General features: G+C 69.1%; 19 protein-coding genes, 1 tRNA gene and 1 pseudogene. 11 read left to right on the forward strand and 10 right to left on the reverse strand.

Annotated elements, in window-relative coordinates; all coding sequences use genetic code 11:
• Positions 1-14: 14 nt before the first annotated feature.
• The 3 genes from VIW71_RS10060 (at position 15) to VIW71_RS10070 (ending at position 2,119) form a co-directional block, all read left to right on the forward strand.
• A complete protein-coding gene (locus tag VIW71_RS10060; RefSeq protein ID WP_331621734.1) occupies positions 15-872 on the forward strand; it encodes an S-methyl-5'-thioadenosine phosphorylase in 858 nt (285 codons plus the stop codon).
• 500 nt (positions 873-1,372) lie between these two features.
• Complete coding sequence (locus tag VIW71_RS10065) at positions 1,373-1,657, forward strand: hypothetical protein (protein WP_331621735.1); 285 nt, start codon at positions 1,373-1,375, stop codon at positions 1,655-1,657.
• Positions 1,658-1,759: 102 nt separating this feature from the next.
• Positions 1,760-2,119, forward strand: a complete 360-nt coding sequence (locus VIW71_RS10070; protein ID WP_331621736.1) for an MscL family protein — start codon at positions 1,760-1,762, stop codon at positions 2,117-2,119.
• 184 nt (positions 2,120-2,303) lie between these two features.
• Here VIW71_RS10070 and VIW71_RS10075 read toward each other — a convergent pair whose 3' ends face one another.
• Positions 2,304-2,567: a hypothetical protein gene (locus VIW71_RS10075; protein ID WP_331621737.1), complete on the reverse strand. Its 264-nt coding sequence runs from the start codon at positions 2,565-2,567 to the stop codon at positions 2,304-2,306.
• A 113-nt stretch (positions 2,568-2,680) separates the two neighbouring features.
• Between VIW71_RS10075 and VIW71_RS10080 the strand changes: the two genes are divergently transcribed.
• The gene (locus VIW71_RS10080; protein WP_331621738.1) at positions 2,681-3,847 is read left to right on the forward strand and encodes a PLP-dependent cysteine synthase family protein; all 1,167 of its coding nucleotides are present in this window, start codon (positions 2,681-2,683) and stop codon (positions 3,845-3,847) included.
• 289 nt (positions 3,848-4,136) lie between these two features.
• On the opposite strand, the gene VIW71_RS10085 is transcribed toward VIW71_RS10080, so the two are convergent.
• Positions 4,137-4,898: a VIT1/CCC1 transporter family protein gene (locus VIW71_RS10085; RefSeq protein WP_331621739.1), complete on the reverse strand. Its 762-nt coding sequence runs from the start codon at positions 4,896-4,898 to the stop codon at positions 4,137-4,139.
• Positions 4,899-5,015: 117 nt separating this feature from the next.
• Positions 5,016-6,011, reverse strand: coding sequence for a sigma-70 family RNA polymerase sigma factor (locus VIW71_RS10090; RefSeq protein WP_331621740.1), 996 nt, complete (start codon positions 6,009-6,011; stop codon positions 5,016-5,018).
• 196 nt (positions 6,012-6,207) lie between these two features.
• Between VIW71_RS10090 and VIW71_RS10095 the strand changes: the two are divergent.
• The 3 genes and pseudogenes from VIW71_RS10095 to VIW71_RS10105 form a co-directional block, all read left to right on the forward strand.
• A pseudogene (locus VIW71_RS10095) lies at positions 6,208-6,662 on the forward strand (GNAT family N-acetyltransferase); the annotation flags it as partial.
• A 61-nt stretch (positions 6,663-6,723) separates the two neighbouring features.
• Positions 6,724-7,506: a dioxygenase gene (locus tag VIW71_RS10100; RefSeq protein ID WP_331621741.1), complete on the forward strand. Its 783-nt coding sequence runs from the start codon at positions 6,724-6,726 to the stop codon at positions 7,504-7,506.
• A 20-nt stretch (positions 7,507-7,526) separates the two neighbouring features.
• Positions 7,527-8,132: a hypothetical protein gene (locus tag VIW71_RS10105; protein WP_331621742.1), complete on the forward strand. Its 606-nt coding sequence runs from the start codon at positions 7,527-7,529 to the stop codon at positions 8,130-8,132.
• A gap of 190 nt (positions 8,133-8,322) precedes the next feature.
• Here VIW71_RS10105 and VIW71_RS10110 read toward each other — a convergent pair whose 3' ends face one another.
• The 3 genes from VIW71_RS10110 to VIW71_RS10120 all read right to left on the reverse strand — a co-directional run bounded on the left by VIW71_RS10110 (position 8,323) and on the right by VIW71_RS10120 (position 12,535).
• Entirely contained in the window at positions 8,323-9,831 is a 1,509-nt protein-coding gene (locus VIW71_RS10110; protein WP_331621743.1) for an MFS transporter, read from the reverse strand.
• A gap of 259 nt (positions 9,832-10,090) precedes the next feature.
• Positions 10,091-10,792: a TetR/AcrR family transcriptional regulator gene (locus VIW71_RS10115; RefSeq protein ID WP_414720717.1), complete on the reverse strand. Its 702-nt coding sequence runs from the start codon at positions 10,790-10,792 to the stop codon at positions 10,091-10,093.
• 207 nt (positions 10,793-10,999) lie between these two features.
• Complete coding sequence (locus tag VIW71_RS10120) at positions 11,000-12,535, reverse strand: MFS transporter (RefSeq protein ID WP_331621745.1); 1,536 nt, start codon at positions 12,533-12,535, stop codon at positions 11,000-11,002.
• A 749-nt stretch (positions 12,536-13,284) separates the two neighbouring features.
• On the opposite strand from VIW71_RS10120, the gene VIW71_RS10125 reads away from it, so the two are divergent.
• The gene (locus VIW71_RS10125) at positions 13,285-14,613 is read left to right on the forward strand and encodes a hypothetical protein (protein WP_331621746.1); all 1,329 of its coding nucleotides are present in this window, start codon (positions 13,285-13,287) and stop codon (positions 14,611-14,613) included.
• A 183-nt stretch (positions 14,614-14,796) separates the two neighbouring features.
• On the opposite strand, the gene VIW71_RS10130 is transcribed toward VIW71_RS10125, so the two are convergent.
• Positions 14,797-15,408, reverse strand: a complete 612-nt coding sequence (locus VIW71_RS10130; RefSeq protein ID WP_331621747.1) for an FMN reductase — start codon at positions 15,406-15,408, stop codon at positions 14,797-14,799.
• Positions 15,405-16,502: an LLM class flavin-dependent oxidoreductase gene (locus VIW71_RS10135; RefSeq protein ID WP_331621748.1), complete on the reverse strand. Its 1,098-nt coding sequence runs from the start codon at positions 16,500-16,502 to the stop codon at positions 15,405-15,407. Before VIW71_RS10135 ends, VIW71_RS10130 begins: the two co-directional genes overlap by 4 nt.
• A 728-nt stretch (positions 16,503-17,230) precedes the next feature.
• Between VIW71_RS10135 and VIW71_RS10140 the strand changes: the two genes are divergently transcribed.
• Positions 17,231-17,303 (forward strand) — tRNA-Arg (locus VIW71_RS10140).
• A gap of 47 nt (positions 17,304-17,350) precedes the next feature.
• Here the strand turns inward: VIW71_RS10140 and VIW71_RS10145 are convergent.
• Positions 17,351-19,030: a site-specific integrase gene (locus VIW71_RS10145; protein ID WP_331621749.1), complete on the reverse strand. Its 1,680-nt coding sequence runs from the start codon at positions 19,028-19,030 to the stop codon at positions 17,351-17,353.
• Positions 19,027-19,680 carry a helix-turn-helix domain-containing protein gene (locus VIW71_RS10150; RefSeq protein ID WP_331621750.1) on the reverse strand — a complete coding sequence of 218 codons (654 nt, stop codon included), beginning with the start codon at positions 19,678-19,680 and terminating at the stop codon, positions 19,027-19,029. Before VIW71_RS10150 ends, VIW71_RS10145 begins: the two co-directional genes overlap by 4 nt.
• Before the next feature lie 94 nt (positions 19,681-19,774).
• On the opposite strand from VIW71_RS10150, the gene VIW71_RS10155 reads away from it, so the two are divergent.
• Together VIW71_RS10155 and VIW71_RS10160 are read left to right on the forward strand one after the other, a co-directional pair.
• Positions 19,775-20,023: a hypothetical protein gene (locus tag VIW71_RS10155; RefSeq protein WP_331621751.1), complete on the forward strand. Its 249-nt coding sequence runs from the start codon at positions 19,775-19,777 to the stop codon at positions 20,021-20,023.
• Positions 20,024-20,252: 229 nt separating this feature from the next.
• Positions 20,253-21,689 carry a DUF3631 domain-containing protein gene (locus VIW71_RS10160; RefSeq protein WP_414720714.1) on the forward strand — a complete coding sequence of 479 codons (1,437 nt, stop codon included), beginning with the start codon at positions 20,253-20,255 and terminating at the stop codon, positions 21,687-21,689.
• Positions 21,690-21,852: the final 163 nt, after the last annotated feature.

Below are 21,852 nucleotides of genomic sequence, written 5' to 3' on the forward strand. Positions count from 1 at the left end.
AATAGGGTGAGCGCATGGTGCAGAGCAGCAGTGGGACACAGGTACAAGCCGAGATCGGCGTCATCGGCGGGTCAGGCTTTTATTCATTTCTTGATGATGTGATGGAAATCACGGTCGACACGCCCTATGGCCCTCCGAGCGACTCGCTGTTCATCGGCGACGTGGCCGGCCGCAGGGTGGCCTTTCTGCCGCGCCACGGCCGCAAACACCACTTGCCGCCGCACAGGATCAATTACCGGGCCAACCTGTGGGCGCTCGCCTCGGTCGGCGCACGCCAGGTACTCGGTCCGTGTGCGGTCGGCGGCCTGCGCGCCGATTACGGCCCCGGCACCCTCTTGGTGCCCGACCAGCTCGTGGACCGCACTAAGTCACGCGCGCAGTCGTACTTCGATGGTGAACCGCGAGCCGACGGCAAGGTGCCGAACGTGGTTCATGTGACGTTCGCCGACCCGTACTGCCCGGTGGGGCGGCGGGCGGCAGTGGATACGGCACGGATCGGCGGGTGGGAGGCGGTGGACGGCGGGACGCTCGTCGTCGTCGAGGGGCCGCGTTTCTCGACCCGCGCCGAGTCGCTGTGGCACGCGGCGCAGGGCTGGTCGGTCGTCGGGATGACGGGGCATCCCGAGGCGGTGCTCGCCCGCGAACTCGGACTCTGCTACACGTCGATGACGTTGGTCACCGATTTGGACGCGGGCGCCGACACCGGCGAGGGCGTTTCTCACGAGGAGGTCCTGGAGGTGTTCGCGGCCAACGTCGGGCGCCTGCGCGGGGTGCTCTTCAACGTGATCCGCGCACTGCCGGACAGCGACGAGCGGAACTGTCTGTGCGTGAATCCACTGGGTGGACAGGATCCGGGAATCTCTCTGCCGTAGCGGGGCACGCAGACCCGGCGGGGGGAGTGTGAGCCGTTGACCGTTCACGCTTGCGGGCGGCCGGTTTTTCCACAACCGCCGGGTTGTCCACAGCGCTCCCGGGGTTGTCCGGGAGATGCGCGATGGTGGATGCGTCGACTGGTGTGCGGTCGTCCCCTCTCGTGTCAGGCGGTGTTCTCGTGCATGCGTTCGTTCCCTCTTCGCCCTCAGCCCTGTCCTCCTCTCCAGAGGGGGGATCCACCATGGCCGGTGGCCCCGGTCTCACCGCGCCCCAGCCGTATACGCCACCGCGCTGTGACGTGCCTGCCTTCCCACCGATTCGGGCAGGCGGCCGGGGCAGCAGACGCCTCCTGCGCCGGGCGTTACGGCGTAGGGGGCGATCGGTAGCGGCCCTGCTCACAGTGACGGCCGCGGTACTGGCGGCGTCCGCCGCTCAAGGTGCCGCGCCCCGGCATCCGTCGGCCGCGCCCCGTGGCCCTGCGACCGCCGCCGTCCACCACATGGCCCGCGATCTCGTCAAAGCGCCGGTACGCATCGCGGACGCGGCGGTCGTGGCGCTGCTCCACCCCGGCGACCGCGTGGACGTACTGGCCAGGGCACGGATCGTGGCCACGGGTGTCACCGTGGTCGCATTGCCAGGACGGCCCGTGCCCTCTCCTGCCGTCGATCTCCCCGAGGGCAGCCAGGCGAGCGGCGCACTGGTCGTACTCGCCGTGCCGCGCGGTACGGCCGCCGCGCTCTCCGGAGCTGCGGCGTCGTCGCCCTTGGCGGTGACGTTGTGCTGAATCAGCCGTTCGTGGAAGGGGATTGGACACCACGATCCCCGACTGTCCCGGATGGCGGAACCCATCGTTCCGACACACCGGCCTCCGGTGAGAGGCACTTCGATGACCGACACGAGCAAGCCGCGCCTGGTGGCAGGGTTCAAGGAATTCGTCATACGCGGGAACGTGATCGATCCGGCGGTCGCGATCGTCATCGGTGCGGCGTTCACCGACGTCGTGAACTCGGTAATCAACGGCGCGAGCAACCCGCTCGTCGGAGCATTCGGTATGAGGGACCTCGCTGGGTACTCGTCCTGTCTCAAAAGCCGGTGCACGGTGAACGACAAGGGCGAGTTGGTAGCTGGCGTTCGGATCCAGCGGGGTTCGGTGGTGAGCGCGAGCCCGACCTTTCCGGTCACGGCGGTCGTGTACTTCCCGATGGTCCTGCCGATGTCTCGCTACCTGGCGCGGCAGGCGGCCTAGAGGAAGCCAGCGGAGGTGAAGGAGAAGGCGGCCGAAGTCGAGGAGATCACACTACGGCGCGACATCTGCGACGCTCCGGTGGCGCCGCGCGCCGGTACCGGGAACCACTCGGTGGCGTCGTCGGGACGGCGTTCCCGGCGGCGGCAGACGGGCCGGAACGTTCTGATCGGAATACGACGCGGATTCAGAGGTGGTGGGGCGGCTTCTCGTTGAGGAAGCGGGCGAAGTCGTCGTCCATGGTTCCGACCCCGGAGAGCCCCTCCCCCCAGCCGCGGTCGGAGTCGTCAGCCGAGGGCCGGTCCAGCGGGTCGTCGAAGACAAGTCCGGCGGTCGGCGCGGGACGTGGAGAAGAGAGCACGGCTTCGGCTGCGACCGGCGGATCTTCACGGCCGGTTTCTGTGACGGAGTCGGCGCCCAGCGGGCTTTCCGGGCCGGGGACGGTGGTCATGCCTCCAGAGTACGACCGCCGAGCCATCGCAGGTTCGCTGCCCGCGTCCAAGCCGGTGTACGGAGATACCTCAAGTGTCCGTTTGAGGCAGTCGAGCGGATATACCTGGCCTCATGCACAGAACCGAGCAGACCCCGCCCGCCGCGCCACCGGCCCTGGACGCGGAGGAACTGGACATCGACCGAAGCGATCCAGGGTACCGCCGCTGGTTGAGCGAGGCTGTGGCGAAGGTCCATGCCGACGCCAATCGGTCCGCAGATACCCATTTGCTGTCAGTGCCGCTCCCGGCGGACTGGGGCGTCGACCTCTATCTGAAGGACGAATCGACACATCCGACGGGCTCGCTGAAGCATCGCCTGGCCCGCTCACTGTTCCTGTACGCCCTGTGCAACGGATGGATCCGACCGGGTCGTCCGGTGATCGAGGCGTCCAGCGGGTCGACGGCTGTCTCGGAGGCCTACTTCGCTCGACTGATCGGTGTCCCCTTTGTGGCCGTGATGGCCCGCGGGACGGTACGGGCGAAGGTCGAGCTGATCGAGTTCCAGGGCGGCAGGTGCCACCTGGTGGACGACCCGTCCGGAGTGTACGAGACAGCGACGCGGCTGGCCCGGGAAACGGGCGGCCACTACATGGACCAGTTCACGTACGCGGAGAGGGCGACGGACTGGCGGGGCAACAACAACATCGCGGAGTCGATCTTCCGGCAGATGACCGCGGAGCGTCATCCCGTGCCGAGCTGGATCGTGGCCACGGCGGGGACGGGGGGCACATCGGCGACGCTGGCCCGCTACGTACGGTACGCACAGGCGACAACCGGGATCTGCGTGGCCGATCCGGAGAATTCGGCGTTCTTCCCGGGATGGCGCGACGGCGACCCGCAGGCGACGACCGGCACGGGCTCGAGGATCGAGGGTATCGGGCGGCAGCGAGTGGAGCCGAGCTTCGTACCAGGAGCGATCGACCGGATGATGCGGGTCCCGGACGCGGCGTCGATCGCGTGCGTACGCGTCCTGGAGCGCCTCCTGGGACGCCGGGCGGGCGCCTCCACCGGAACCGGTCTGTGGGCGGCGTTCCGGATCATCTCCGAGATGCGTGAGCGCGGTGAGCAGGGCAGCGTGGTCGGCCTGCTGTGCGATCCGGGCGAGCGCTATGTGGAGAAGTACTACGCGGACGACTGGCTGACCGCGCAGGGAATCGACATCGGCCCGTACCTGGAGCGCGTGGAAAGGTTTCTGACCACGGGCACATTGGACGGGCCGAAGCCGATCGGAGCCCCGTGACAGGCGTAATCCGCCAGCCGGGGAGCCGGGTTCCGTCGGGCGAGGATAACGGCGCTGCGCGCCGCGGTCTGTTTGACTGCTTCACTCTCGGCACTCCAGGCGCGACGTGGTGCAGCAACTCATTCTCCCCGTAACCGTGTTGGCCGTTCTGACCTGCAACGTCGCAGGCTCGCACGCAGCGCTGCGGGCCGGGCTGGTGCGTGCGGTCGCCGTTGCGCTGGCGTGTTGCTGCCCGAGGCGGAGGGCCGGGTGACCTCGCGCTTGGGAAGCGGGCGTGAAGGCGTATCGGTCACACACCGGTAGCACCCAGCAGCGCGCCGGCCGCGTAAGTCACTGTCATCGCGATGGCGCCGCCGGCTGCGTTGCGGATGATTGCGGGGCGGGCTGGTGCGTTGCCGAGACGGGCGCTGCCCCAGCCGCAGCCGACGAGCGCGATCAGTACGGACACGACGGTGACAGGTAGCCGCCAGTCCGGCGGCGGCAGCACGATCGCGAGCAGGGGCAGCAGCGCGCCGGCGGTGAAGGAGATGAAACTGGCCCACGCGGCGTGCCAGGGGTTGGCGAGTTCGTCGGGGTCGATGCCGAGTTCGACGCGGGCGTGGGCGCCGAGTGCGTCGCGTTCGGTGAGCTGTTCGGCGACTTCGCGGGCGAGGTCGTGGCTGATGCCGCGGTCCTGGAGGAGGCCGGCGAGCTCGTCGAGTTCGGCCTGCGGGGTGGTGGCGAGCTCTTCGCGTTCCAGGGCGAGGGCAGCCTGTTCGGAGTCGCGCTGGGTACTGACGGAGACGTATTCACCCGCCGCCATCGACAAGGAGCCCGCCAGCAACCCGGCGAGGCCTGCGGTGAGCAGCGCCGAGCGGGAGTCAGTGGCCCCGGCCACGCCGACGACGAGCCCGGCGGTGGAGACGACACCATCGTTTACGCCGAGGACAGCAGCCCGCAGCCAGTTCAGCCGGGTGCCAAGGCCTTCCTCGTGCGGTTCCTCCGCGTGCGGTCCGGCCCTGCCCGCCCTGTCTGCGGGCGCCTTACGCGAGGGCCCCGTGTCGTCGTTCATGGGGCGCAGCGTCTCACCCCGCACCGTGCCCAGTGTGCGGGACAAGCCGAACCCCGGCACGGGGGGATGCACCGGGGTTCGGGTCTGGAGGGGGCCACCATGGGCCCGGAATCATTTCTACGCGGCTTCGTACTCGAGTCCTGTACCCCGCGCCATGCGCTTGAGGTCGGCGAGGGCGTGCTTCTCGATCTGGCGGATGCGTTCGCGGGTGAGGCCGTGCTCCTTGCCGACCTCGGTGAGGGTGCGTTCGCGACCGTCCACGATGCCGTAGCGGGCACGGATGATGGAGGCGGTGCGGTCGTCCAGGCGGTCGATCAGCCCGTCCAGTTCCTCTCGGCGGAGCATGACGAGCACGGAGTCCTCCGGGGACGGCGCGGCGCCGTCCTCCACCAGGTCGCCGAACTCGGTCTCGCCCTCGGCGTCCACCGACATGTTGAGGGACACCGGGTCGCGGGCCCAGTCCAGAACGTCGGCGACACGCTCTGCGGTGGAGCTCAGCTCGACGGCGATCTCCACCGGTTCCGCGTCGCGCCCGTGCTCACGGCTGAACTCGCGCTGCACACGCCGGATCCGGCCCAGTTCCTCGACAAGGTGCACGGGCAGCCGGATCGTACGGGACTGGTCGGCGATGGACCGGGTGATGGCCTGGCGGATCCACCAGGTCGCGTAGGTGGAGAACTTGAAGCCCTTGGCGTAGTCGAACTTCTCGACAGCGCGGACGAGCCCCGCGTTCCCCTCCTGGATGAGGTCGAGGAGCGGCAGGCCGCTGCGCGGGTAGCGACGGGCGACAGCGACGACGAGGCGCAGGTTGGACCGGATGAAGATGTCCTTGGCGCGTTCGCCGGCGGCGACGACGGCTTCCAGCTCCTCGCGCTTGGCGTCGCCGCCCGCGTCGGCGGGCAGGTCGACGTCGGCGGCAAGTATGCGCTCTGCGTAGACGCCGGCTTCGATGTCCCGGGACAGCTCGACCTCCCGGGCGGCATCGAGCAGCGGTGTGCGCGCGATCTCGTCCAGGTACATGCCGACGAGGTCGCGGTCGGCGACTTCCCCGCCTGCGGCGCGAACGCTGCTGGTCCCGCCTGCTTGACGACGGGCGACGGCACGGGTTGCCATGCGTGCTCCCTTACGAAAGTGCGGTCGGTCTCGGTCGGATCAGGCTGCCGCGTCGGTTACCACCGTCGGCGGCTCCTGACTTTCGGCTGCCCCATCCGATCGGGATAACGACTGGAATCCGGACACAATTCCCATGTCGTCACCTGTTTTTTATGATCATGCAGTACCCTGTCCCGCCACGCAGTGAGGTCGTTTGATGCCAGAACGTATGGAAGTGCAGGTCAGTCCGGGCAAAGAGGATGACCTGGCCGCACTGACCAACATCTACAACCCCTACGTCCGTGAGACGCCGATCACATTCGACTTCGCCCCCATTACTCCCGACGAGTGTCGGCCGTGGCTGCTCTCCCATCCGGAAGACGGCCCGCACAGTCTCCTGATTGCCCGGCCCCCCGGCCTCTCGGACAGGATCCCCGGCCACGCGGCCAGCAGCCCGTTCCATGTGAAGGCCGCGTATGCGCTATGCCAGGTCGGCCGCGGCAAGCATCTACCTGGCACCCGACGCGGACGGCCGTGGTATCGGCACATTGCTCTACAAGCAGCCTTTCGAGGCGCTTGAGAGTGAACATGCACCGCGGGTACGCCGGCGTCACCCTCCCGAATGAGGCGTCGGCACGCATCCGCTGGCGGTTCGGGTTCCGGCAGGTGGGGGTGTCACCTCGCGAGCGACGGGGCCCGATGGCGTATGATTGAAACTTCAAGGAGGTGTGCGATGACCACGGCCCCGGAGCGCATGCCCGCGCTCTACCTCTCACACGGCGCCCCGCCTCTCGCGGACGACCCCGTATGGCCCGGCGAGCTGACCGCCTGGGCGACCGACCTGCCTCGCCCCAAGGCCGTACTGATCGTCTCGGCTCACTGGGAGGAGGCCCCACTGGCGATCGGCGCGACCACGACCGTGCCGCTGGTGTACGACTTCTGGGGCTTCCCCGAGCACTACTACCAGGTGCGCTATGCGGCGCCCGGCGCGCCCACACTCGCCGAGGACGTACGCAAGCTGCTGCGCGGCACCGGCCATCCCGTACAGGACGTTCCGAACCGCGGCCTGGACCACGGGGCGTACGTACCCTTGGCGGAGATGTTCCCGGCCGCGGACATCCCGGTACTGCAGGTGTCGATGCCGACCCTGGAGCCGGAACGGCTGCTGGAGATGGGGCGGAGGCTGACGCCGCTGCGGGACGAGGGTGTGCTGATCGTCGGGAGCGGGTTCTTCACACACAACCTGGCGGCGTTGCGGCAGGCCGGTGGGCGGACGCCGAGCTGGTCGGCGGAGTTCGACGACTGGGGGCAGCGCGCCCTGGACGCACAGGACGTCGACGCGCTGCTGGACTTCGAGCATGCAGCGCCCGCCGGGCGGCTGGCTCACCCGAGGACCGAGCACTTCGCTCCGCTGTTCGTTACGCTCGGCGCCGCAGAGTCCGAACTCGGCAGTCAGCGCAGCATTATCGACGGTTTCTGGATGGGGCTCGCCAAGCGTTCCATCCAGCTCGGCTGAACAGGAAGACACCCCACCTCATGCAGAAACGACGCATCGCGATCGCCGCGGCCGTCCTGGTTGGCGCCGTGACCCTTGCCGCGTGCGGCTCGGACAGCAAGGACTCGGGCGGCTCCCCGACGGCCCCGGCCGACAACAAGCCGGCCGCCTCGTCCGTCTCGTGGCCCGCGCCCGCAGACGCCTCGGCGCGGGTGAAGGCGGCGGGGCTGCCGATGCTCGGGGAGGAGGGTCAGGTGCTGCACATCCACAGTCACCTGGACGTGTACGTGGACGGCAAGGTGGTGACGGTGCCGGCGGAGATCGGCGTCGATCTCGTCAAGCAGCAGATCAGCCCGCTGCACACGCATGACACGTCGGGGATCGTGCACGTCGAGTCCCCGGTGAAGGCCGACTTCACACTGGGCCAGTTCATGACCGAGTGGAACGTACCGATCAGCAAGGACGCACTCGGGCCGCTGAAGACCGGCAGCGGCAAGGAATTGCACGTGTACGTCAATGGCAAGGAGCAGACAGGTGACCCCACCTCCCTGAAGCTGGGGGCGCACGACGAGATCGCCGTCGTCTACGGTGCGGCGAGTGACAAGGTGCAGGTGCCGACCTCGTACAAGTGGCCGCAGGGCCTGTAAGGCGCACGTGCCGGGTTCCCATGCCCCCAGTGCCGATCTGCGTCGATAGGACAAACAAGAGGTCCCCACCCTTCCGTGTGACCCGGAGGGGGTGGGGACCTGCTGTCGTAATCGGGGGACTGCCGGATTGGCCGTTGTTCGTATGGTCCTACGCCATCTCGTAGGACCATACGATCACACGGCCGTCGCGTCAGTGCGCGATGACCGGGACCGCGAAGTCCTCGACCGACTCATCGCCGTCGGCGCGCTCCCGGGTGTTCTGAACCTGGGTATCGACCAGGACGAAGGCGAGGACCGCGGCGGCGAGCAGGATCACCGTGGCCCACCAGATAGCGACGGAATAGCCGTGCACCGCGGCCTCATTGACGAACAGCCGGTTCTTGAGGTCGGCCGGGCTCTTCAGGTGCGAACCGACCCACGAGGTGGTCGCGCTGGCCGCGAGGGTGTTCAGCAGGGCGGTGCCGATGGAGCCGCCGACCTGCTGCGAGGTGTTGACCATGGCGGACGCGACACCCGCGTCCTCCGGCCTCACTCCGTGCGTGGCCAGGCTCATCGCCGGCATGAACGCCGTACCCATGCCGAGACCCATCAGGACCAGACCGGGCAGCAGGATGACGGCGTAGCTTGAGTCGACCTTGATCTGCGCCAGGATGGCCATGCCGATCGCGGCGACCAGGAAGCCCGGGGCCATCAGCAGCCGGGGGCGGACGCGCAGCATGAGCCGGGCGCCGATCTGAGTGGAGCCCACGATCATGCCCGCGACCATTGGCAGGAAGGCGAAGCCCGACTTGAGGGCCGAGTAGCCCATGACCATCTGCAGGTAGTACGTAAGGAAGAGGAACAGGCCGAACATTCCGATGATCGCAAGACCCAGCGACAGATAGACACCACCGCGATTGCGCTCAGTGACGACACGCAGCGGCAGCAGCGGGGCCTTGACCCTGCCTTCGACCACGACGAACGCGGCGAGCAGTACCACGGAGGCGATGAAGAGTCCGATGGTCACACCAGCTGCCCAGCCGTCGGACTCGGCGCGGCTGAAGCCGTAGACGAGCGCGACCAGACCTGCACTGGCGAGGATCACACCGGGGATGTCGAGGCGGTTGGGGTTGCGGCCTTCGGCGGGCTCGTGGATGGACGAGATGGCACCCAGGACGGCGGCGACAGCGAACGCGATGTTGACGAACAGCGCCCAGCGCCAGTTCAGGTACTGGGTGAGGACGCCGCCGAGGATCAGGCCGACGGCCGCACCGGCGCCAGCGATGGCGCCGTAGATGCCGAACGCCTTGGCGCGTTCCTTGGCGTCGGTGAACATCACCGCGAGCAGCGACAGCGCGGCAGGCGCGAGGAGGGCGCCGAAGACACCCTGGAGGGCGCGGGCGCCGAGCAGCATGGCGGTGTTGACTGCGGCCCCGCCGACGGCGGAGGCCGCGGCGAAGCCGAGCAGGCCGACGATAAAGGTGTTCTTACGTCCCCACAGGTCCGCCACCCGGCCACCGAAGAGCAGGAGGCCGCCGAAGGCCAGGGTGTAGGCGGTGACGACCCACTGGCGGTTGCCGTCGGATATGTGGAGGTCAGCCTGGGCGGACGGCAGTGCGATATTCACGACGGTGGCGTCGAGGACGACCATCAACTGCGCGATCGCGATGAATGTCAGCGCTGTCCAGCGCTTCGGATCGGGCTGGAGCGTTTCAGGCATAGCGTGGTCTCACTAGTGGATGCGGAGTGACAGGACGTGGGGACGCATGTCAGCGAGAGGTCCGGCCGTGGATCGGGGTCCTGGATCCTGTGCCGGCGTCCGGGAGGACGAGCGGTCTTCTCTGACGTCGGTTGGGTTCTCGGGTCTCGGTATTGATCGGCGGTTCGGGCTTCGCTGGGTCGTACGCTCATCGCACTGGTGAGCTGGGCTGACTTGGCGAACTTGCCAACGCTATAACCCGACTGATGTGACTAGCGATCTATTTATTGCTCGCCTGCAGATCCTCCAGGGTCGCGGCGGTCCCCACGAGCACCGACCCCGCAGGGGCGCGCAGCCCGTCGAGGAAGAGTTGCAGGTGACGGTGAATGAAGGTGTCCATGCTGATGCAGTCGGTGCCGGGTAGCGGCCGGGTGAGCTGCGTCAGTGCGATCATCAGATCACCGACGGCGACATCGCCCCGCAGCTGGCCGGCGCGTTGGGCCCGGTCCATGATCGTACCGAGGGCGCTCTCGAGCCGTTCGAGCTGGACGAGAGCTGCGGGGCCCCGGTACTCGACGGCTTTGCACAGCATGGGACACAGGGCACCGATGCGTTCTTCGACGGACTCGAAGGCGAAGCGGCGCAGAGCGGAGAAGGCGTCGGGCTCCTCGGTGAGGGCGTCCTCGGCTCGCTGGGCGGTGCTCGTCATCACCGAGAGGGTCACCTGGCGGATCAGCTCGGTGCGGTCGGTGAAGTGACGATAGAGCGTGGCGTTGCCGACGCCCGCCCTGCGGGCCACTTCGTCCAGCGGCACGTCGGGGCCGCATTCAACGAGTGCCACGCGAGCGGCGGATACGATCCGTTCGCGGTTTCGGGAGGCGTCCGCGCGCAGCCGCACGGTGCGCGGCCTGTCAGCGGGGGCGGCATCGAGCGTCACGGCGGGCTCCTTTCCACTGGTCGCGATCGTATGAACGGCCGGCATCGAAGCGGAGAGCAACTCCCCGTTTCGCATCTCATCGGATTAAACGGCGAGTGAGTCCCCCGACATTTCCCGTCACGCTTGTGATGTACATCACATAATAAGCGTGGAGCCGTTGAACCGAGTAGGCCAAACGTCATCCGGCGGCACGGTCTCCAGCCCCACCGTCCACGAGAACGACCCCCGTACGGTCCGGGCAGAGCCACTGCCTCATATGGCGGCCGGCGTCGCGCTCTCCTCGGGCGCGGCCTCCGGGGCGCGAGGGACGCCGGGGCGGAAGAGCAGAAAGGTGATGAGAAACCCGAAGGTGAAGAAGGCGGCGGACCACCAATAGGCGGTGGAGTAACTGTGCAACTGGGCCTGGGCGACGACCGCAGGCGTGGGGCGCTTGCCGGAGAGGTAGTGGGTGGCGGCGCTGGTGGCGAGGGTGTTGAGCAGGGCGGTGCCGATGGAACCACCAACCTGCTGGCTGGTGTTCACGAGTGCTGAGGCCACCCCGGCGTCATGGGCGCGCACTCCGGCGGTGGCCAGGTTCAAGGAGGTGGCGAAGATCAGACCCAGGCCGAGGCCCAGCAGGAGCAGCGGCGGCATGACGTGAGCGGCGTAGGTGCTGTCGCGGTCGAGAGTGGTCATCCAGGCCATCGCGCCACCGGACAGCAACATGCCGGTGGGCACGATCGGTTTGGCGCCGAACCGGGGGACCAGCGCGTTGGTGGTCGTCATCGATGTCACCACGAGCACGGCGACGAGCGGAAGGAACGCGACACCGGTCTTCACCGGCGAGTACAGCAGCGTGCGCTGCATGTAATAGGTCAAGAAGAGGAACACGCCGAACATCCCGGCGCCCGATATGAACATCGCAAGGAAAGACGCCCCGCGGTCACGGTCGCCCACCACTCGCAATGGCAGCAGCGGATGCACGGCGCGCCGCTGCCACCAGACGAAGGCGACGAGCAGTACGACGCCGACCAGCAGAAAGCCCCAGGTACTGATCGCGCCCCATGCGTGCTGCTGAGCGTTGGAGAAACCGTAGACGATGCAGAACAGGCCCGCGGAGACCACGACCGTGCCGGGGATGTCGAGGCCGGGCCGGTCGGACGGCGCTCCCGGTCGCAGCAGCCGCAGGCCGCCGGCGAACGCTGCGAACGCGAAGATGAGGTTGACGTACAGGCACCATCGCCAGTCGAGGTACTCGGTGAGCAGGCCGCCGAGCAGCAGGCCGACTGCCGCGCCGGCGCCGGCGATGGCGCCGTAGATGCCGAATGCCTTCCCCCGTTCCCTGGGGTCGGTGAAGGACGTGGTCAGCAGCGACAGCGCGGAGGGGGCGAGCACCGCGCCGAAGGCGCCCTGCAGCGCGCGGGCCATCACCAGGATCTCGAAGTTCGGCGCAGCGCCGCCGATCGCCGATGCGACAGCGAAGCCGATCAGGCCGATCAGGAAGGTGGTCTTACGGCCGATGAGGTCGGCGAGCCGACCACCGAACAGCAGCAGCGAGCCGAACGCGAGCGCGTACGCCGTCACCACCCACTGCCGGTCGCCGTCGCTGAATCCGAGCTCCCGCTGCGCGGAGGGGAGCGCGATGTTCACGATCGTCGCATCCAGGACCACCATGAGCTGTGCGATTCCGATGATGCACAGCACCCACCACCGGTGGGCCGGGGCGCCTGCTTCGCCGCCGCGGCCGGGCTCCTGTTGGCTGCGGCTCAGCTCCGGGGTCGTGGACGGGCCGTGGGTGCTACGGACCATGGTGTGGTCTCCCTTGCGCGACTGCGCGTCCCCTGCGCCCCCTGAACCACGCTAGGCGCATCTCGGCGGGCCCGCCAAACGGGAGAGCGAGAGACACCCGCCGTGGGGTTCTGGGAGGGGCCCGCCTGCGGGTGAGGGGCCGATCCGGGATTCATGGTCCCGGACCGGTCCCTTGGGCGCGCGGCTCACGTCGGGTCGGCGGCGGCGCGGGTGCCTGGGCGGGTGGGCCAGGCCGGCGGGTTGGAGCGGCGCCGGGGTGCTGGCGCCGAGTCCGGTCCCCGTGCCGGGCGCGGTAGCGGCCACTCCCTTCATCACCCCGCCCCTGGCTGCTGATCCGATGAACGGAAGAGCTACCGCGACCGCCATCGGACGACCGTCCCTGGTGGCGATGACGGTCACGGAGTGGTCGGCCCCACCCAGCGGCAGACGAGTGTTCACGTGGTGCGCCCTTCGTGGACCTGACCGCCGCGCGACCCGCACTTCACCGGGCGTGCAGCACCAACACAACGATCAGTAACCGTCCATTCGATATGACTAACATGTCGTCACCTGTATGGCGTGACCCGATGAGCACACCGCCACGTACGGGTGTAGTCCGACTCGGTCGGTCACCCCCGGTACGCCCGTGTGCCCATATGTTCGGGTGGTCACCCCTACCCCGTACGCAGTAACACCGCGCGCGGATCGGTCCCCGTCGTCTTTTTCTGATGATCACAGGATCGGACCGCTCGGTGAGGAGGAGGGAGTACGTGCGTGGCGACAGCTCGGACGGCACCGGCGCCCGCTCCGGGCCCGGCCCCGAGCCTGCGTCGTCCCCCTCCGGGCCGCCCAACGGCGACAAGCCGGCCGAGGTGGTCGCTCCGCGCAACCGCAGCGGCCTGCGGCGGCGGCTCCGCGTATTCCTTTCCGCGCTGCTGATCACCGCCGCCGCCGTGCTCGCCCCGCTGAGCGCGATCGCCGTCTGGGTGGCCGACGAGATCGGTGTCACCGACCGTTACGTGGCGACGATGGCGCCGCTCGCGTCGGATCCCGATGTCCAGGCTGCCGTGACCGATCGGGCCACCGACGCCATCATGACGAAGGTCGATCTCGACGCCCTGCTGTCCGGCATGGCCGCCGCCGACCGGGCGCGGCTGACGGCCGCGCTCGGTGGGGCCAGCGGACCGATAACCCGGGGTGTGCGCAATTTCGTACGGGAGACGGTGGCGGCATTCGTGGCCGGCGACAGCTTCGCCGCCGTGTGGAAGCAGTTCAACCGCGAGGTGCACACCGCGGTCACCGGTGCGATCTCCGGCGACAACGACCCGGCCGTGCGGTTGCGCGACAACGCGGTCGTGCTGGACCTGGCACCCGTCGTCGCCCGGGTGAATCGGCAACTGGTCGAGCGGGGACTCGCCGTAGCATCCCGCGTCCCCCCGGTGCCCACGGAATTCACCCTGGTGAAGTCCCGGGACGCGGAGCAGGTCAGGGCTGCTTTCCGGGTGCTGCGGCTCGCCGGGAACTGGCTGCCACCTCTCACCGTGGTCCTCGCCGACGCCGGCGTCCTGCTCGCCGTGCGCCGCCGCCGCGCGCTGGTGGCGGCGGCGCTGGCGATCGCGGCAGGGGTGGCTGTGTTCGGAACCGGCCTCGCCCTGTTCCGCATCGTTTATCTGGAGCATCTGTCTGCGCATGCGAACAGCCGGGCCGCGGGTGCGGTCTATGACCAGATCGTACGTTTTCTGCAAGTGAACGTACGGACGATTGTCGTACTGGCAATCGTCGTCGCCCTCGGTGCGTGGCTGAGCGGGCCCGGGCGGTGGGCGTTGCGGGCCAGGAGGATGTGGGTGTTGGGGATCGCCGCGGCACGGGCGGCGTCAGGTCTCGCGTCCACCGGTCCGCTGGGGGCGTGGGTGCACCGTTGCCGGTGTGCGCTGCGGTGGGGTGCGGTGCTGGTCGGAGCCGTCGTCCTGGTGCTGTGGCCGTATCCGACCGTTCTGGTCACCTGCTGGATCGGGGTGGTGACGGTCGCGACGCTGGCCGTCATCGAGTTCCTTGGGGACCGGCGTCCGCCCCGCGCCGCGGGGGTGACGGCGCCGTGAGCGTTCAGCCGTCGCAGTCCCCCCGCTGTCGCGGTCATCCGCACGCGGCGGTCACCGCGCCGTGGTGGTCACCCCATCGCGGCGGTCACCCGGTTGGCCCCCGGTCACCCCCGACGTCAACCCCGCGCTCGTCACCTCACACTCCGCTCGGTCGTCTCGGTCGTCAATCCGACTCCGTGAAAGTCACCCTTCAACGGCCAACGCCGCGAGCTGCTGGGCGAACGGCACCACCTCTTCGCCGACCGCCGAGCGGGACGGCCGGGCCTCGATCAGGGCGGAGAGTTCGGCGGCGGCGCGGTCGACGCGCCCTGCCAGTGCGTCGCCGCCGCCCGTGCCCCAGTCCTCGGAGGCCGCGTAGACCGCGGTCGGTACGACCACCGACCGCAGGTAGGCGAAGAGCGGTCGCATCGCGTGTTCGAGGACCAGGGAGTGGCGGGCGGTGCCACCGGTCGCCGCGATCAGCACCGGGGTGCCGGCCAGCGCGTCCTTGTCGATGACGTCGAAGAACGACTTGAACAGGCCGCTGTAGGAGCCGGTGAAGACCGGGGTGACGGCGATCAGACCGTCCGCGGCCGTCACCGCTTCCACGGCGTCCCGCAGGTGCGGGCCGGGGAAGCCGGTCACCATGTTCTGCGCGATCTCGGTGGCCAGCTCCCGCAGCTCGATCACCCGTATGTCGACATCCGCGTCCCCGGTGATGCGCCGTCGGGTGGCGTCCGCCAGGCGGTCGGCGAGCAGCCGGGTCGAGGACGGCTTGCTCAGCCCGGCCGTGACAACGACCAGTTTCTTCGTCATGCGTGCGCCTCCAGCACTTCAGCGTCCCGGCGGGCGACCAGCGCCTCGTGGGTGGGCCCGTCCGGCACCTGCGCCGGCCGTCCCTTGGCGAACTCCTCACGCAGCACCGGTACGACCTCCTCGCCGAGGATGTCGAGCTGCTCCAGCACGGTCTTCAACGGCAGACCGGCGTGGTCCACCAGGAACAACTGCCGCTGGTAGTCGCCGAACGACTCCCGGAACGTCAGCGTCTTCTCGATGATCTCCTGCGGCGAGCCGACGGTCAGCGGCGTCTGCTCGGTGAACTCCTCCAGTGACGGGCCGTGCCCGTAGACCGGCGCGTTGTCGAAGTACGGCCGGAACTCACGCACCGCGTCCTGCGAGTTCCTGCGCATGAACACCTGTCCGCCGAGGCCGACGATCGCCTGCTCGGGCGTGCCGTGACCGTAGTGCGCGTACCGGTCGCGGTAGAGGCCGATCAGCCGCTTGAAGTGCTCCTTGGGCCAGAAGATGTTGTTCGCGAAGAAGCCGTCACCGTAGTACGCGGCCTGCTCGGCGATCTCGGGGCTGCGGATCGAGCCGTGCCAGACGAACGGGGGCACGCCGTCGAGCGGGCGCGGCGTCGAGGTGAACGACTGCAGGGGCGTACGGAACTTGCCCGCCCAGTCCACGACGTCCTCGCGCCACAGCTTGTGCAGCAGCGCGTAGTTCTCGACGGCCAGCGGTATGCCCTCGCGGATGTCCTTGCCGAACCACGGGTAGACGGGGCCGGTGTTGCCTCGTCCCATCATCACGTCAACGCGCCCGCCCGCGAGGTGCTGGAGCATCGCGAAGTCCTCGGCGATCTTCACCGGGTCGTTCGTGGTGATGAGGGTGGTCGAGGTGGAGAGGATCAGATGATCGGTGCGCGCGGCGATGTAACCGAGCATGGTCGTAGGAGACGACGGTACGAAAGGCGGATTGTGGTGTTCGCCGGTCGCGAAGACGTCCAGGCCCACTTCCTCGGCCTTCTGCGCGATGGTCACCATCGCCCTGATCCGCTCGTGCTCGCTGGGCGTCCGCCCCGTGGTCGGGTCCGTAGTGACGTCGCCGACTGTGAAGATTCCGAACTGCATCTCTCTCCACCACCCTCTTTGATTGATTGTTCAACCAATCGAACGTGGCCCGCTCCGCAGCTATTCCCGGCGCGTGGTCCGCGCCGGAAAGGGCCGGCGCGTGCTCCAGTGGGGCGAGTCCACGGGAGCCACCGCACGTGCCGGGGCCCTCGGCGAGGCGCCGTGCCGTCGCCTGAGCGGTGATCTTCAGCCGCAGGGCCGGGTGGCACGGAGCGTCGAAGCCGAGGGAGCGGTAAAGGGCCAGGCCGTGGGCGGTGGGGTTGAGGTTGACCACCCGGGCCTGGGTGTCGGTGGCGAACCAGTGCAGCAGCGCGTCCAGGCAGGCCCGGGCGTGACGGAGCTTGCGGCTGCGGGGACCGGTGCTCACGTTGAGCACGTGGCCGTGCACGCCGCTCAGGTTGGTGGGGCCCGGCGCGCGCCTGGTCGCAGGTGCCCACCGCGCTGCTGATGACGCCGAGTTCGAGCGGAAGCGCGGTGCGGGGGCAGCACCGCCCGCGCCCGAAGCCGGGCCGCCTCCGAAACCCGTGCCCCGACCACGGGCCCCGCGTCCACCCGGGGCTGGATCCGGTACCCTGTCGGTCGAGCGCTCCGAGCGGGTGCCGCGGTGTGTCGCAGGGTCGTCCCGGCGAGTACGACTGCGGCGTCGTGACCGAGTCGCTCACCGCGTCGCCTGGGAACCCGGGTACGGACTGATCACCTACTTCCGTGCACGGATTCGCACCAGCCCCGCCCCAGTAGCTCAGGGGATAGAGCACGGCTCTCCTAAAGCCGGTGTCGCAGGTTCGAATCCTGCCTGGGGCACAACACGAAACCGCTCTGACCAGGGGTTTCATCGGTGCAGCAGCCGGTCACGCGGCCTCGGATTCGTCGTCCGGGGCCGTCTGCGTGAGCGGTGCGTGAGCGGACGGGGCGCTGATCTCCGATATCCCTCCCAAAAGATCAGCACGATCCGGCATGGAAGCCTCGCGGGATCGGTCGGCATCGTCGCTGGAAATCGGCTCCGCATCGGCCGCCTTGTCCGCACGGGTGACGTTGCGGGTTCGCGGTACGAGGCGGGCCGCCGCCTCGGCGATAGCCAGGTCGGTCTCCGGCAGCAGGCTCGTGTACGTGTCCGCGGTGATGGTGATCGAGGAGTGCCCGAGCATCTCCTGGATGTCCTTCAGGTCCGCGCCCGCCGCGTGGGCCAGCGTCGCCGCGCCGTGGCGCAGGTCATGGAGCCGGATCGGCGGCAGCCCGATCTCCTCGCGCAGCTCGTTGAAGTGGCGGGTGACCTTGGCCGGGTGAAGCCAGGCCCCGTTCTCGCACGTGAAGACCCGGCCGGTCTCCACCCACCCGTCGCCCCACTCCTCCCGGTCCTTGTCCTGCTGGCTGCGGTGACGCTCCAGGACAGCGACCGTCTCGGAGTCGAGGGCGATCGTGCGCGCGCCGGCATCCGTCTTCGGGTCGTCCTCGTAGACCTCCCAGCCGTCGACCACGAGCTGCTTGGCCACGGTGATGCGGGAGGCTTCCAGGTTGGTATCGGTCCACAGCTGCCCACACGCCTCGCCGCGCCGCAGGCCCCGGAAGGCGATCAGGTGAAACAGCCCGTACAGCCGGTCGCCCGCCGCGTGGTCGAGGAACGCGCCGGTCTGCCGAGGGGTCCAGACCATGACGGCCGAGGGCTTCTCTCCTGTGCGCTCCCAGTGCGCGATCCGTTCGTCGGTCCACACCTGCGCCTTGGGCCGCTTACCGGCCGTCAGCTCGACGTGAGCAGCTGGGTTGAACGTGATGAGCTGCTGGGCGATCGCGGAGTTCAGCGCGGCCCGGAGCGTGGAGCGAATGCGCTGGCACGTGGACGGCCCGACGTTGTAGCGGAACGGCTGCATCTGCTCGATGGCCGCCTTCATCTCCTTACGACGTGTCCGGTTCTCGAATCCCTTCCACGGGACCATCGCGAGGTCGTTGATTGCTCGGCGACGGGCCGTGTTGCTCTCGGCGATCTCGACGTTGGCGTCCGCGATGGCCTCGAACATCTCCGACAGGTGCACGACGCGAAGCCGGTCCAGCCGCAGGTGGCCGATCCTCGGCGCCAGGTGGACCCGTATGCTCCGCTCGTCACGGCTGATCGCGCTCTGGCGCCCCTTCTTGCCCTTGAGCCAGGTCTCCAGCCACTCCCCCACCGTGAGGCGGCCGGTCAGGTCCTGGCCGGACCGGAAGCGTCGGCGGACCTCATCGACGTCGGGCACGGGGGCCTTTTCGTCCGCCACCTGCTCCAGCAAGTCGGTGATCTGCTCGATGCCGTCGGGGTCGTCGGCATCGGGTACGCCGAGCAGGGCGCGTATCCGGTCGAGGTCGGTCTGTGCCTCTTTGAGGGTGGTGTATCCGGCGCGGTTGAAGGCGCGGCGGGTGCCGTCGGCGCGCTGCGGCAGCTCTTGGCGTATGGAGTAGGTGCCGTGCTTGCGAGTGGTGAGCTTGGGGCAGGACTTGCCGAGCGGCTTGCCGGTGTCTGCGTCGCGGCAGTAGCAGCGGCGGTAGGTGGAGCCCTTCATTGGTCGTTCTCCTCGGGGTCGCGCGGAGTGGTCGATTCGGCGTCGATGAAAACCAGTTCGGGGGAAAGCGGCGGCGGAAGAAGCACGTCCTCACGGAGGGCGGTGCGGATGCGGCCGAGATAGGCGTGGTCGTCGGCAGAGCGTCTCTCGTACTGCTCGGCGGAGCGCAGGGCTTCGGCGCGCTCTCCGGGGTCGTCGGTGGCGGCGGCCTGGCGGCGGTGGTGCTGGGCTTTCCTGGTGGCGCGTTCGGCGCTGTCCACGACGGAGCGGTGCAGCCGGTAGAGGCTGAGGGGTTCCCCGTCACCGGTGTTCTGTTCGCCGGTGAACCAGCTCAGCGCCGTCCAGGTGTCCACAGAGTCGCGGTCGGGGAGCAGGGGCGCCTTCGGCACGTGGCCGACGGGGTAGATCAGGCAGATCGGATGGGTATGGAGGGCTTCGGCCAGCACCATGACGTCGGGCAGGGGGAGCGTGGTGCGGCGGCCGGATTCCATGTTGGCGATGACGTTGCGGGGGATGGCGTAGCCGATCTCCTCGCAGGCGTCTGCCAGGTCCTGTGCGCTCATGCCCAACTCCTTCCGCCGTCGCCGTACTTCCGCCGCCACGGTGGCGGCTACCTGGGCCTGCCACTCTGCAACGTCATCTTGTGTCATGGCGACACAATAGCTTGGTCCATCCTCATCGCCGTAGTCCGGAGCAGGCGCGGTCCCGCGTCCGCCGACGGCTTCCACGATGAAGGAGCAGCACATGAACGAGGACCGGGCCGGCCGCCGTACGACGGGGATGAGCCGGGAGGAACTGCTCGCCCTCCCCGCCGCGATTGACCTGGAGACGGGCAACAGGGCGCTCGCACTGGGGCGCAGCAAGGGCTACGAGTTGGCGCGCCGGGGGCTGTATCCGTGCCGACTGCTGCGGCTGGGGAACGCCTACCGAGTGGTGACGGCGGACCTGCACGCCGTCCTGGGCGTGGCCGAGGCCGCTCGGGAGACGGACTAGGAGCGGTTATCTGTGTCCGGCAAGCGCAAGTCGGTGGACTGGCGCGGACCCCGGACGTAATGTTCCCGGTCGCCGCCTGGGTCTGCCGCCCGGGGCGGTGGCCAGCAGACGAAGGGCCCTCGGCGCTTACGACGCCGAGGGCCCAGCGAACTCCCCTGTACGCCTTGAACGATCAACCCAGGCGGTGTCGGGCCTGCCAGCCCGGCACTGCCGGTCGAGGAGATTCACCATGCAGCCTACGACCCGCGCCGTCAGCAGCACATCCCCGAAAACGGCCTGGCCGCCGGTGGCGGTTCCCGGCCAGGCCCAATGCACCACCACGCAGCCGCTTCCCGCCGGCATCGGTGGACAGCCGACCCGGGCGGCCGGTTCGCCGTCATCCGGTGACAGGCTGACCGCACGCGCCTTGTCAGCCGCCAGCCGCGCGGCCGACGCAGGTGACCGGGTGACCGGGACCGCCGGTCAGGTGACCGGGAGCGGTGACCGGGTGACCGCGGTTGCTGACCGAAGGCCGGTCACGGACCCCGGTCAGCAGACCGGACCGGCCGCTCCGGGAGCCGGTGTCCCGGCCGCGGAGGGCGCTGACCTGCTGACCGAGCTGCGGTCAGCCATCGCCCGGTACGTGGTCATGCCCAGCAGCGAAGCCCTGGACGCGGTCACTTTGTGGGTCGCGGCCACGCACCTGCAGCCCGCGTGGCAGCACGCGCCGCGCCTTGCGGTGGTCGGTCCGGCGAAGCGGTGCGGGAAGTCGCGCCTGCTGGACGTGCTCCACGACACCGTCCACGACCCGTTCATCACGGTGAACTCGACCCCGGCGGCGATCTTCCGGTCGATCACTGAGCAGCCGCCGACCCTGCTGGTGGACGAGGCGGACACCATCTTCGGCAGCGTGAAGGTCGCGGAGAAGAACGAGGAGATGCGGGGCCTGCTCAACTCCGGCCACCAGCGCAACCGCCCCACCACCCGGGTCGTCGGCCCGGAGCACAAGCCCACCAAGTTCGCGACGTTCGCCATGGCCGCGCTGGCCGGGATCGGCGACCTGCCAGACACGATCATGGACCGTGCCGTCGTGATCCGGATGCGCAGGCGCGGACCGGGCGAGACCGTCCGGTCGTTCCGCTCCCGCTACGACACCCCGCTGCTGCACGCCCTTCGTGACCGGCTGGCGGGGTGGCTGGTGCCGTTGACCGATGCGGCGGCGGGGACGGAGCCGGTGATGCCGGTCGAGGACCGGGCGGCCGACACCTGGGAGCCGCTGGTGGCCGTCGCCGACCTCGCGGGCGGAGGGTGGCCGCAGCGGGCTCGTCACGCCTGCCGGGTGATGACCGCGCACGAGGAGGGCCAGGACCAGGAGACGGGCCTGAAGACCCGCATCCTGGCCGACATCCGCGCGGTGTTCGCCGGGCTGGGCGATCCGGACGCGTTGTCAACCGAATCCCTCCTGAGCGCCCTGAACGCGGACCCGGAGGGTCCGTGGCGCGAGTACGGCACCAGCGGCCTCACCCCGCGGGGCCTCCAACTGCTCCTGAAGGACTACGGGATCAGCTCGGCCAACCGACGCTTCCCCGGCGACACCCAGCGCCGTGGCTTCACCCGCAACCAGTTCGCCGACGCCTGGGCCCGCTACTGCCCCCGGCCCGAACCAGCGTCCCCGAGCCAGCGGTAACCCTCTCCGACTCGTACCACCCGTCCCCGTGCAGGTCAGCGCGGGGACGGGTCACTTCCCCGTGACGGGTCGACCCGCATCACCATGGCCACCCGTACCTGGGCTGACCAGCCATGCGACGGGTGGGACGGGTCGCACACCCTCACGCCAACGCAGCCATGCC

Origin of the sequence: Streptomyces sp., from assembly GCF_036524955.1 — a bacterium.
Lineage (GTDB): Bacteria > Actinomycetota > Actinomycetes > Streptomycetales > Streptomycetaceae > Actinacidiphila.

Excerpts from the sequence above, each read along its gene's own strand:
- VIW71_RS10060 (WP_331621734.1), top strand. The coding sequence starts at position 15 with ATGGTGCAGAGCAGCAGTGGGACACAGGTACAAGCCGAGATCGGCGTC.
- VIW71_RS10065 (WP_331621735.1), top strand. The coding sequence starts at position 1,373 with ATGGCCCGCGATCTCGTCAAAGCGCCGGTACGCATCGCGGACGCGGCG.
- VIW71_RS10070 (WP_331621736.1), top strand. The coding sequence starts at position 1,760 with ATGACCGACACGAGCAAGCCGCGCCTGGTGGCAGGGTTCAAGGAATTC.
- VIW71_RS10075 (WP_331621737.1), bottom strand. The coding sequence starts at position 2,567 with ATGACCACCGTCCCCGGCCCGGAAAGCCCGCTGGGCGCCGACTCCGTC.
- VIW71_RS10080 (WP_331621738.1), top strand. The coding sequence starts at position 2,681 with ATGCACAGAACCGAGCAGACCCCGCCCGCCGCGCCACCGGCCCTGGAC.
- VIW71_RS10085 (WP_331621739.1), bottom strand. The coding sequence starts at position 4,898 with ATGAACGACGACACGGGGCCCTCGCGTAAGGCGCCCGCAGACAGGGCG.
- VIW71_RS10090 (WP_331621740.1), bottom strand. The coding sequence starts at position 6,011 with ATGGCAACCCGTGCCGTCGCCCGTCGTCAAGCAGGCGGGACCAGCAGC.
- VIW71_RS10100 (WP_331621741.1), top strand. The coding sequence starts at position 6,724 with ATGACCACGGCCCCGGAGCGCATGCCCGCGCTCTACCTCTCACACGGC.
- VIW71_RS10105 (WP_331621742.1), top strand. The coding sequence starts at position 7,527 with ATGCAGAAACGACGCATCGCGATCGCCGCGGCCGTCCTGGTTGGCGCC.
- VIW71_RS10110 (WP_331621743.1), bottom strand. The coding sequence starts at position 9,831 with ATGCCTGAAACGCTCCAGCCCGATCCGAAGCGCTGGACAGCGCTGACA.
- VIW71_RS10115 (WP_414720717.1), bottom strand. The coding sequence starts at position 10,792 with ATGCCGGCCGTTCATACGATCGCGACCAGTGGAAAGGAGCCCGCCGTG.
- VIW71_RS10120 (WP_331621745.1), bottom strand. The coding sequence starts at position 12,535 with ATGGTCCGTAGCACCCACGGCCCGTCCACGACCCCGGAGCTGAGCCGC.
- VIW71_RS10130 (WP_331621747.1), bottom strand. The coding sequence starts at position 15,408 with ATGACGAAGAAACTGGTCGTTGTCACGGCCGGGCTGAGCAAGCCGTCC.
- VIW71_RS10135 (WP_331621748.1), bottom strand. The coding sequence starts at position 16,502 with ATGCAGTTCGGAATCTTCACAGTCGGCGACGTCACTACGGACCCGACC.
- VIW71_RS10145 (WP_331621749.1), bottom strand. The coding sequence starts at position 19,030 with ATGAAGGGCTCCACCTACCGCCGCTGCTACTGCCGCGACGCAGACACC.
- VIW71_RS10150 (WP_331621750.1), bottom strand. The coding sequence starts at position 19,680 with ATGACACAAGATGACGTTGCAGAGTGGCAGGCCCAGGTAGCCGCCACC.
- VIW71_RS10155 (WP_331621751.1), top strand. The coding sequence starts at position 19,775 with ATGAACGAGGACCGGGCCGGCCGCCGTACGACGGGGATGAGCCGGGAG.
- VIW71_RS10160 (WP_414720714.1), top strand. The coding sequence starts at position 20,253 with ATGCAGCCTACGACCCGCGCCGTCAGCAGCACATCCCCGAAAACGGCC.